Below are 10,118 nucleotides of genomic sequence, written 5' to 3'. Positions count from 1 at the left end.
TAATCTCACCTACTTCTTCATAGGGTTCTTTATCATATCTTCGTTTTTGACTTTCTTGCTTACGGATATAGTCTAGAATTCGATTACGGAACTTAGTTTTGAAGTATTTACGTAAGCGTGGAATATCTTCTGCCAGCTCTTCTTCTCTACTGATCAATTCATGTAAGCAAATCATCCCCTCTTGGTCCCAATCAGATAACTCCCATAAATGGAGATGATATTCATTTCTACTCTTATACACAATTCCCTGGACTTCTTTATACAATTCTTTAAACATAACATCCCCTTTTCTAGATACAGTCTAACAGATTCAGAAACACTTTTGTCCCATTTCCTCCATTCTGTTCCCTACACCGTCTAAACTGCACAAAAAAGAGAGGACATACCTCTCTTTGGGTTATAATTCTGCAATTTGGTTTAGGTTTACTTCTGCAACTGTGTCATTACCAAACATAGAGATAATCATCTTCACTTTATTGTTATCAATCTCTGTAATCTTACCAGTATAGTCTGCAAAAGCACCATCAATGATACGTACAGTTTGACCAACTTCAACATCGATATCAAACTCTTGTACAGTTTGTCCCATAGAAACCAAGATATCACGGATTTCTTGTTCCAATAATGGAGTTGGTTTTGATCTATTTCCGTGAGATCCGACGAATCCTGTAACGTTTGGTGTGTTTCGAACAACAAACCAAGCTTCATCTGTCATCACCATTTCCACAAGAACATAACCTGGAAAGCGATTCTCTTCTACTTCTTTTCTCTTTCCATTTTTTTCAACTTGCACTGTTTGTGTTGGAATTTCAACACGTAAAATATTATCCAACATATTGTAGGTTTGTGCACGTTGTAATAGATTTTCTTTTACCTTATTTTCATAACCAGAATAAGTTTGTAAAACAAACCATCCTTTATCAAAACTATCCATGATACTTCCTTTCATAATAGAAGATTTCTAGCGTGAATAACTCCACAGGTCTTCTAAAAAATGTTAATAAATCGAATCAAACCTGAAACAATCAACTTGTCAAAAATATAAATAATCACAACAAAGAAAGCAGTGTATTCCATGATAGAACGAAAATCTCTCCAGCTTTCCTTGCGAGTTGGCCATGTTGTGTCTTTAAGAAGTCTAAAAATATCTCCAATAAAACGCATCGCTCTCTCCTATCTCGTTTCTCTGTGTGTAGTGTACTTACCACAATGTTTACAAAATTTATTTACTTCTAGTCGTGTTGGCTTGGGGTTTCCGCTGATCTTGATTGAATAGTTTCTCGAACCACAAACCGCACAAGCTAGGCTTGCTTTTTTTAATGCCATAACGCCTCCATCTTATCTATTATAACAAGAAAGCTAGGCTTTGACAAGCATCTTAACGAAATAGATTGACTACCGAATCCCATATCGTTTGAGCCTTTTCCTTAATTTTAGCATCCGAGATAGCACGGCTAGCCTCATCTACCAGATTTTGTGCACGACTTCTAATATCAGAAAGGCTATTATCCGCCTGATTTTCTTCATTACTCTGTACTTGATTTCTTGTATTGGCTGGTGCAATTCCATTTTGCTTATAAGCATTTTCAACTGTAAAGGTACTTCCTGGCGTATAAGGTAAAATGGTATTTGCAATGTTTCTAAAGACATGGGCTGCACCGTTTGAAGTAGATCCTGCTAGATAGTGGCTTTCATCAGTGGTAGGGAAACCAAGCCAGTGACTAATCACTACATCCGGAGTATAACCAATTACCCACTGGTCACTTGTGTATTCAGGATTGAAAACAGCTTCAGTTGTTCCAGTTTTTCCTGCCATGACATAATCTGCAGGAGATGAACTAATACCGGTACCGTTGGTGAATGTCCCCAACATCATACTGGTCATCTTATCAGCTACAGACTTATCAATCACCCGTTTTTGTGAATTTTTATGGCTCGCAATGACCTGACCACTAGCATTTTCAATTCTACTAATAAAATGAGCTTCCGGCATTAAACCTTCATTTGCAAAGGCAGCATATGCTTGAGCCATTTGCAGAGGGTTGGTTTCAACACCGCTTCCCAAGGCGACGCCAAGAACACGGTCGACCTTTTCCATGTTGAGTCCGAATTTTTCGCCTGCCTCAAAAGCCTTATCAACGCCCAAATCATTAACAGTGGCAACAGCAGGCAGATTAAGCGATTCTGCCAAGGCTTGATACATAGGAACTTCTCGACTCGTTTTGATCCCGGCATAGTTATCAACCTTATAGCTGTCATACTGCATAGTATGGTTATCCAACTGCTTATTCAAAGCCCAGCCAGCTTCAACTGCAGGCGTATAAACAACTAAAGGCTTAATTGTAGAACCAGGGCTACGTTTTGATTGAGTTGCATAGTTGAAATTCCGGAATCCAGTTTTATCATTGCCAGCAACCTGACCGACAACTCCACGAACTCCACCTGTTTTCGGTTCGAGAGCCACACTTCCTGATTGAGCAAATGTTCCATCCTCTGCCCTCGGAAATAGCGATGTATTTTCATAGACAACCTGCATATTTGCTTGATGGTTTTGGTCCAGCTCTGTATAAATGCGGTAGCCATTATTGACAATTTCTTCCTCTGTTAGATTATACTTGGAAACAGCTTCATTAACCACCGCATCAAAATAAGAAGGATAGCGGTAATCTGAAATTTTCCCTTCATACTTATCGTGCAATTGCGAAGTCATATCAACTTCAACAGCTTCGGTTTCTTGGTTTTTATCAATGTAACCCGCTGCAACCATATTCTGCAAGACAGTATCGCGCCGATTGGTAGAATCTTCTACGGAATTCAAGGGATTATACAGTTCCGGCCCCTTGAGCATCCCTGCCAGAGTCGCAGCTTGATCCAAACTCACTTCTGATGCAGAAACTCCAAAGTATTTCTTACTCGCATCTTCTACACCCCACACACCATTTCCAAAATAAGCGTTGTTAAGGTACATGGTTAGAATTTGATCCTTACTATATTTTTTTGTTAATTCTAAGGCAAGGAAAAATTCTTTCGCTTTTCTCTCAACAGTTTGATCCTGCGACAGATAGGCGTTTTTAGCCAGCTGTTGGGTAATAGTAGAACCACCACCTGAACGACCAGCAGTTACAATAGCCAAGAAGAAACGACCATAGTTAATCCCGTCATTTTTATAAAAAGAACGGTCTTCTGTCGCAATAACGGCATTCTGCAAATTTTTACTGATATCAGTCAATTCAACATAAGTTCCTTTTTGACCAGACAAGGCACCGGCCTCTTTTTCTTCACGGTCAAAAATGATAGTCCGAGTTTTCAAGGCATTTTGTAAATCATTGACATTGGTTGACTTGGCTACAGCAAACAAATAGGTTCCAACTAGCAAACCTGCACTCAAACCTAGTATAAGGACAATCTTTGTTAGATGATAGCGACGCCAGAATTTTCGAATCGGACCTACTTGGGCTAATTTTTTTCGATCACTACGAGAGCGACGTAAGCTAGTAGAATCAGAATCCTCTGATTCACTTGTTTCTTTTTTAAAAAGAGAAAGAAATTTCTCAAATAATTTATCTAATTTCATGCGTTTATTTTATCATCTTCATCATGGGAAGACAAGAATTTAGCTATTTTCTATCCAAATAGGGCTTTTTTTGTTACAATATCTGTATGAAATTCACATTTACATTACCAGACTCTCTACCTCAAATGACGGTAAAGCAATTACTTGAGGAACAACTCCTCATCCCTAGAAAAATCCGTCATTTTTTGAGAATCAAGAAACACATTTTGATTAATCAGCGAGAAGTTCATTGGAACGAGACGGTAAATCCTGGAGATGTTTGCCAATTGGCTTTTGACGAGGAAGATTATCCCGAAAAAGAAATTCCTTGGGGCAACCCAAACCTCATTCAGGAAGTTTATCAAGATCAACACTTAGTTATTGTGAACAAACCAGAGGGGATGAAAACGCATGGTAATCAGCCAAACGAAACCGCCCTTCTTAACCATGTCAGTGCCTATGTTGGCCAAACCTGCTATGTCGTTCATCGTCTGGACATGGAAACCAGTGGTTTGGTTCTCTTTGCTAAAAATCCTTTTATCCTGCCTATTCTCAATCGCTTACTGGAGAAAAAAGAGATTTCTAGGGAATACTGGGCACTAGTTGATGGAAATATCAACAGCAAAGAGCTTGTTTTCAGGGACAAAATTGGGCGTGATCGCCATGACCGCAGAAAACGAGTAGTTGATACAAAAAATGGCCAATATGCCGAAACGCATATAAGCAGATTAAAGCAATTTCCAAACAAAACTTCCTTGGTTCGTTGCAAGCTAAAGACAGGGCGAACCCATCAGATTCGTGTCCACCTTTCGCATCATAATCTTCCTATCCTGGGTGACCCTCTCTATAATAGGAAATCAAAAATAAGTCGGCTTATGCTCCACGCCTTTCGACTGTCCTTTACCCATCCTCTTACTCTAGAGAAATTAAGCTTCAATGCACTTTCAGATACTTTCGAAAGAGAATTAAAAAAGAATGGATGATTCCGTCATCCATTTTTAAATATTTAAAAAGCAAGACCAAAGGCCTTGCTTTTTATCGACTCAAGAATTATTTAGCAATTTTTGCGAAGTATTCAAGAGTACGAACAAGTTGTGCAGTGTATGACATTTCGTTGTCGTACCATGATACAACTTTAACCAATTGTTTACCGTCAACGTCAAGAACTTTAGTTTGAGTTGCGTCAAACAATGAACCGTAAGACATACCTACGATATCTGAAGATACGATTGGATCTTCTGTGTAACCGTATGATTCATTTGAAGCTGCTTTCATAGCTGCGTTCACTTCATCAACAGTAACGTTCTTTTCAAGAACTGCTACCAATTCAGTTACAGAACCTGTTGGAACAGGAACACGTTGAGCAGCTCCGTCCAATTTACCGTTCAATTCAGGGATAACCAAACCGATTGCTTTAGCAGCACCAGTTGAGTTAGGAACGATGTTAGCTGCAGCAGCACGAGCACGGCGAAGGTCACCTTTACGGTGTGGTCCATCAAGAAGCATTTGGTCACCAGTGTAACCGTGGATAGTAGTCATCAATCCTTCTACAACACCAAAGTTATCATGAAGAGCTTTAGCCATTGGAGCCAAACAGTTTGTAGTACATGAAGCACCTGAGATAACTGTTTCAGTACCATCAAGAACGTCATGGTTAGTGTTAAATACAACTGTTTTAACATCTGATCCACCAGGAGCAGTGATAACAACTTTCTTAGCACCACCAGCGTGCAAGTGTTTTTCAGCAGCTGCTTTAGTAGCAAAGAAACCAGTTGCTTCAAGAACGATGTCTACACCGTCGTTAGCCCAGTCGATTTGTTCTGGATCACGTTCAGCAGAAACTTTAACGAATTTACCGTTAACTTCGAATCCACCTTCTTTAACTTCAACAGTACCGTCGAAACGACCTTGAGTTGTGTCGTATTTCAACAAGTGTGCAAGCATAACTGGATCTGTAAGGTCGTTGATACGAGTAACTTCAACACCTTCTACGTTTTGGATACGACGGAAAGCAAGACGACCGATACGTCCGAAACCGTTAATACCAACTTTAACTACCATTAGTGATTTCCTCCTTATGAAAATCATGAAATTTTTATTGTGAAAAGAGTAACTTGAATCACTACAAATCACCTTTCAACAAACCTATTATATAACTATTTGAGTTGAATTGCAAGTACGGGCGTTGTTTTTTGTCTATACCCCACTTATTTTTCTTTCTCCTTCAAAAGCCTATACTGCTGTCTTTCTTTGTCTACCTAGTCATTTCCCACTTTCCTTTTCAAATGAAAAGTAAAAAATAGAAAAGCTAAAAATTATTTTCAACACTCCAATTCCACAAGAAAAGAGACAGGGAATTCCTGCCTCTAGGCTGATAACAATTATTTACGGCGTCCTGGTCTTTCTTTGTAACCATAGTAAGAATCTTCGATGATTTCTTGCATATGGTCAACCATTGGAAGACGTGGGTTTGCAGGTGAACATTGGTCTTCATAAGCAAGGAAGGCCAATTCACGTGAATGTTCTTTCCATTCTTTTTCGTCAACACCTTGTGCTTTGAAGTTCATTTGGATACCTACGCGCTCACCGAGTTCGTAAACAGCTTTTGCAAAAGATTCAACCCCTTCTTCTGGTGTAGAAGCTGGAAGTCCAAGCATACGAGCGATATCTTGATATTTCTCGTCTGCACGGTAGTAGTTGTACTTAGGCCATGTAGCTGTCTTAGCTGGGCGAGTACCGTTGTAACGGATAACGTATGGAAGCAAGATTGCATTTGTACGACCGTGGATTGTGTGGAATTGCGCACCAATCTTATGGGCCATTGAGTGAGAAATACCTAGGAAGGCATTGGCAAAGGCCATACCAGCGATTGTTGAAGCGTTATGCATTTTCTCACGTGAGTGGAAGTCTGCATTCTTAACTGAGCTTTCAAGGTTTTCGAATACAAGTTTGATGGCTTGAAGTGCAAGACCGTCAGTGTAGTCGCTAGCCATTTGTGATACGTAAGCTTCAGTCGCATGGGTCAATACGTCCATACCAGTGTCCGCAGCAACAAATCCAGGAACTGTCAATACCAAAGCAGGGTCTACGATTGCCACGGTTGGTGTCAATGAGTAGTCAGCGATTGGATATTTACGGTTATTTGCTTTATCAGAGATAACGGCAAATGGTGTTACTTCAGATCCTGTACCAGATGTTGTTGGGATTGCGATGAATTTAGTCTTCTTACCAAGCAATGGGAATTTGAAGGCACGTTTACGGATATCCATGAATTTTTGAACAAGGTCACGGAAGTCCACTTCTGGTTGTTCATAGAAGAGCCACATTACTTTAGCAGCATCCATTGGAGATCCACCACCAAGAGCGATGATTGTATCTGGTTTGAAGGCACGCATGATTTCAGTACCACGTTCAACTGTAGTGATATCTGGATCTGGTTCTACATCAGCAAAGATTTGGTAAACAACCTTATTGCGACGAAGATCAAGTTGTTCGATGATACGATCAAGGAAACCAAGCTCTACCATGGCATGGTCAGTAACGATCATGACACGTTCAACGTCACGACATTTTTGAAGGTATTGAATTGAATCACGTTCAAAGTATGTTTTTGAAGGAAGTTTCATCCATTGCATGTTATTTCTCCGTCTTCCGACTTTTTTGATATTCAAAAGGTTAATGGCACTAACGTTATCCCCAACTGAGTTACGTCCGTAAGAACCACATCCGAGTGTCAATGATGGCAAGAAGGCATTGTAAACGTCCCCGATACCACCGAAAGTAGAAGGTGAGTTACAGATAACACGAATAGCTTTAACAGCTTTACCAAATTCTTTAGTCAATTCTTCGTCAGCTGTGTGGATAGCTGCTGAGTGACCAAGACCGTTAAATTCAACCATTTGACGAGCTTTGGAAATACCATCTTCACGGCTTTCAGATTTCAAAACTGCGATAACTGGTGACAATTTTTCACGAGTCAATGGCTCGTTTTCACCAACTTCTTTACATTCTGCAGCAAGAATGTTTGTTCCTTCTGGAACTGTAAATCCTGCTTGTTCTGCAATCCAAGTTGCTGGTTTACCAACGATGTCAGCGTTCAATTTTGCACCAGCACAGTTTTTGCTATTTGCTTTCACGCCGAAGCAGAACTCTTCAAGAAGTGCTTTTTCTTTTTTGTTTACAAAGTAAGTATGATATGATTTGAACTCTGCTACAAATTCATCGTAAATTTCTTTATCAATGATAACCGCTTGTTCAGATGCACAGACCATACCATTGTCAAATGATTTAGACATGACGATATCGTGTGCAGCTTGGCGGATGTTAGCTGATTTTTCAACATAAGCTGGAACGTTTCCGGCACCTACCCCAAGAGCTGGTTTACCACATGAGTATGCAGCTTTAACCATAGCATTACCACCTGTTGCAAGGATTGTTGCAACACCTTCGTGGTTCATAAGGGCACTAGTTGCTTCCATAGATGGTTCAGTAATCCACTGTACACAGTTTTCAGGAGCTCCTGCTTTAATCGCAGCATCACGAACGATTTGAGCTGCATGAGCTGATGATTCTTGAGCTGATGGGTGGAAGGCAAAGACAATTGGATTACGTGTCTTCAATGAAATCAAAGCCTTAAAGATTGCTGTTGATGTTGGGTTTGTTGTTGGAGTGATACCACAAACAACGCCAACTGGTTCAGCAATAAGAGTCAAACCTGTTACATCGTCTTCTTCGATAACGCCAACTGTTTTAGTGTGGCGCATGTTGTTTACTACGTGTTCACAAGCAAACAAGTTCTTAGTTGCTTTGTCTTCAAATACACCACGTCCTGTTTCTTCATAGGCATGTATAGCCAATTCTCCGTGGGCATCCAAAGCTGCCACTGACGCTTTAGCTACGATGTAGTCGACCTGTTCTTGGTCGAGTTTACGCATTTCCTCAAGAGCAACTAAAGCTTTTTGCACCAAGCCGTCGACATGCTTTTCAGCAGCGAGTTTCTTTTCTTCTGGTGTCACAGTTTTTTTATCAGCCATATTTTCCTCCATAGCTTTCAAGGATCGATATCCTTTGTTAATTTTTTCACAAGTTAATTATAACGTATTATTTTAACTTTGTAAACAGTTTCATAGACATTTCACAAAGAATTTTTTATTGTTTGTGAATTTTTTCTCATTTTCTTTACTTATCAAGTTTTTTCTTTAAAGTTTGTGAAATTTATTTCAAATATTTTTTTATTTCACAAACTCACTTGGAAGGGGAGCTTGGAAAGAAAGAAATTTACAGGTAAGCGCTTACTTCGAGATTCTAACAATCCCTCCTTTGATAAGGAGGCTTTATTTTTGTTGAAAAACGCCTTGTTTAAAAGTCCCTTCATAAACAACTTCTTGTTCTGTTGTTAGTTTCCCTTTTCCTTCAGCCTGACCATTTACAAAATCACCTTCGTAGGTCCAGCCTTCTTTAGATTGAAAGGTACCTTTTCCGTTGAAGGCTCCATTGTTGAAACCACCAGTATACTGGTCTCCATTTTGGAAGGTAATGGTACCTTGTCCATTCATTTTACCACGTACAAGACTGCCATCGTAAACAATGGTTCCATTATCAAGCTTTAGAACACCTTTTCCGGGAATATTTAGAAAAAAGACGAGCACAGCACAAAAAACAATCGTAACTACTGCCAAAAGCTCTAAACGTTGACGAGTCAGATAGACACGATACTTTTCGTAAAAATTCTTAAGATTTTCCATCTTCACTCCCCTTTTCTAAACGTTCTAACCAAGCTTGACAACCCTCTTGAACACGCTGATAGGTTTCCTCAAAATCTCCTGTATACCAAGGATCTGGAACACTTTCAGGTGCGAATGAGTAAATCTTATCTTTACAGTCTGCTGGACACATCTGACGTAAGTCAGAAACATTTGAAGCATCCATACCGATAATATAATCAAAGGCTTCAAAATCTTCCTTACTAATCTGAAGCGATGTCTTGCCTTTTTCATAAGGAATCTCATACTGTTGAAAAATCCCTTGAGTTCCCTTATGAATCGGATTGCCATGTTCCCAAGAGGAAGTCGCTCGACTTTGGATTTCATAATTATCTGTCATTGATTTCATAACAAACTCAGCCATAGGGCTACGACAAATATTTCCCAAGCAGACAAAGACTAGTTTTTTCATCCCATTTCCTTTCTTTTATAGAAAAACGGGAGTTAGTAATCCCGTCTTATTTTTCAATTGCACCTTCTAGTGAAGCTGTTTCTTTAAGTGGTAATACGGTCTTGATAGCAGCTAGTTCAAAAGTCAAGTAAACTCCATCTACATCAAGAACAATCGTTCTCTTCTCAGTATCTACTTCATCAACTGTTCCGTAAAGTCCACCGATTGTAATAACCTCATAGCCTTTTTGTAATTTATTCAAGCTTTCCATACGTTTTTGTGCTTGTTTCTTTTGAGAGCGTTGCGTAAAGAACATCAAGCCCACCATAGCCACAAGAATGATTAAAAATGTATATTGTGATTCCATTATATTCTCCTTTGTCTTTTACATAGGACTACTATATCAAATTTC

10 protein-coding genes and 1 pseudogene are annotated in these 10,118 nt (G+C 39.5%); 1 reads left to right on the top strand and 10 read right to left on the bottom strand.

Annotated features, from left to right (window positions below; genetic code table 11):
• The 5 genes and pseudogenes from M1G05_RS09530 to pbp2a all read right to left on the bottom strand — a co-directional run.
• Positions 1-277 (bottom strand): annotated as a pseudogene (locus M1G05_RS09530) (sigma-70 family RNA polymerase sigma factor); the annotation flags it as partial.
• 120 nt (positions 278-397) lie between these two features.
• Complete coding sequence (nusG, locus tag M1G05_RS09525; RefSeq protein ID WP_000376740.1) at positions 398-934, bottom strand: transcription termination/antitermination protein NusG; 537 nt, start codon at positions 932-934, stop codon at positions 398-400.
• Between the two features lie 53 nt (positions 935-987).
• On the bottom strand, positions 988-1,164 hold the full coding sequence (secE, locus tag M1G05_RS09520) for a preprotein translocase subunit SecE (protein WP_001210990.1): 177 nt from the start codon (positions 1,162-1,164) through the stop codon (positions 988-990).
• A 9-nt stretch (positions 1,165-1,173) separates the two neighbouring features.
• Positions 1,174-1,326, bottom strand: a complete 153-nt coding sequence (gene rpmG / locus M1G05_RS09515; protein WP_001809375.1) for a 50S ribosomal protein L33 — start codon at positions 1,324-1,326, stop codon at positions 1,174-1,176.
• A gap of 52 nt (positions 1,327-1,378) precedes the next feature.
• Positions 1,379-3,574: a penicillin-binding protein PBP2A gene (gene pbp2a / locus M1G05_RS09510; RefSeq protein WP_247953635.1), complete on the bottom strand. Its 2,196-nt coding sequence runs from the start codon at positions 3,572-3,574 to the stop codon at positions 1,379-1,381.
• An 86-nt stretch (positions 3,575-3,660) separates the two neighbouring features.
• Between pbp2a and M1G05_RS09505 the strand changes: the two genes are divergently transcribed.
• Positions 3,661-4,536: an RluA family pseudouridine synthase gene (locus M1G05_RS09505; RefSeq protein ID WP_247953634.1), complete on the top strand. Its 876-nt coding sequence runs from the start codon at positions 3,661-3,663 to the stop codon at positions 4,534-4,536.
• 67 nt (positions 4,537-4,603) lie between these two features.
• Here the strand turns inward: M1G05_RS09505 and gap are convergent, their stop codons facing one another.
• The 5 genes from gap to yajC all read right to left on the bottom strand — a co-directional run bounded on the left by gap (position 4,604) and on the right by yajC (position 10,073).
• Positions 4,604-5,614, bottom strand: coding sequence for a type I glyceraldehyde-3-phosphate dehydrogenase (gene gap / locus M1G05_RS09500; RefSeq protein ID WP_020903608.1), 1,011 nt, complete (start codon positions 5,612-5,614; stop codon positions 4,604-4,606).
• A gap of 320 nt (positions 5,615-5,934) precedes the next feature.
• Positions 5,935-8,586 carry a bifunctional acetaldehyde-CoA/alcohol dehydrogenase gene (gene adhE / locus M1G05_RS09495; protein ID WP_247953633.1) on the bottom strand — a complete coding sequence of 884 codons (2,652 nt, stop codon included), beginning with the start codon at positions 8,584-8,586 and terminating at the stop codon, positions 5,935-5,937.
• A gap of 300 nt (positions 8,587-8,886) precedes the next feature.
• The gene (locus tag M1G05_RS09490; RefSeq protein WP_000429319.1) at positions 8,887-9,297 is read right to left on the bottom strand and encodes an MORN repeat-containing protein; all 411 of its coding nucleotides are present in this window, start codon (positions 9,295-9,297) and stop codon (positions 8,887-8,889) included.
• The gene (locus tag M1G05_RS09485) at positions 9,284-9,727 is read right to left on the bottom strand and encodes a low molecular weight protein-tyrosine-phosphatase (protein ID WP_042749889.1); all 444 of its coding nucleotides are present in this window, start codon (positions 9,725-9,727) and stop codon (positions 9,284-9,286) included. Before M1G05_RS09485 ends, M1G05_RS09490 begins: the two co-directional genes overlap by 14 nt.
• A 46-nt stretch (positions 9,728-9,773) precedes the next feature.
• Positions 9,774-10,073 (bottom strand): preprotein translocase subunit YajC, encoded by a 300-nt coding sequence (gene yajC, locus M1G05_RS09480; protein ID WP_000445811.1) that lies wholly within the window; start codon positions 10,071-10,073, stop codon positions 9,774-9,776.
• Between the last annotated feature and the right edge of the window lie 45 nt (positions 10,074-10,118).

Origin of the sequence: Streptococcus mitis (genome assembly GCF_023109515.1) — a bacterium.
In the GTDB taxonomy this organism is placed as follows: Bacteria; Bacillota; Bacilli; order Lactobacillales; family Streptococcaceae; genus Streptococcus; species Streptococcus mitis_CS.
Note: the sequence above shows the minus strand (reverse complement) of the source record. Positions and strands in the feature narration are given on the sequence as shown.

Coding starts and splice junctions, on each gene's coding strand:
- nusG (WP_000376740.1), bottom strand. CDS start 934: ATGGATAGTTTTGATAAAGGATGGTTTGTTTTACAAACTTATTCTGGT.
- secE (WP_001210990.1), bottom strand. CDS start 1,164: ATGCGTTTTATTGGAGATATTTTTAGACTTCTTAAAGACACAACATGG.
- rpmG (WP_001809375.1), bottom strand. CDS start 1,326: ATGGCATTAAAAAAAGCAAGCCTAGCTTGTGCGGTTTGTGGTTCGAGA.
- pbp2a (WP_247953635.1), bottom strand. CDS start 3,574: ATGAAATTAGATAAATTATTTGAGAAATTTCTTTCTCTTTTTAAAAAA.
- M1G05_RS09505 (WP_247953634.1), top strand. CDS start 3,661: ATGAAATTCACATTTACATTACCAGACTCTCTACCTCAAATGACGGTA.
- gap (WP_020903608.1), bottom strand. CDS start 5,614: ATGGTAGTTAAAGTTGGTATTAACGGTTTCGGACGTATCGGTCGTCTT.
- adhE (WP_247953633.1), bottom strand. CDS start 8,586: ATGGCTGATAAAAAAACTGTGACACCAGAAGAAAAGAAACTCGCTGCT.
- M1G05_RS09490 (WP_000429319.1), bottom strand. CDS start 9,297: ATGGAAAATCTTAAGAATTTTTACGAAAAGTATCGTGTCTATCTGACT.
- M1G05_RS09485 (WP_042749889.1), bottom strand. CDS start 9,727: ATGAAAAAACTAGTCTTTGTCTGCTTGGGAAATATTTGTCGTAGCCCT.
- yajC (WP_000445811.1), bottom strand. CDS start 10,073: ATGGAATCACAATATACATTTTTAATCATTCTTGTGGCTATGGTGGGC.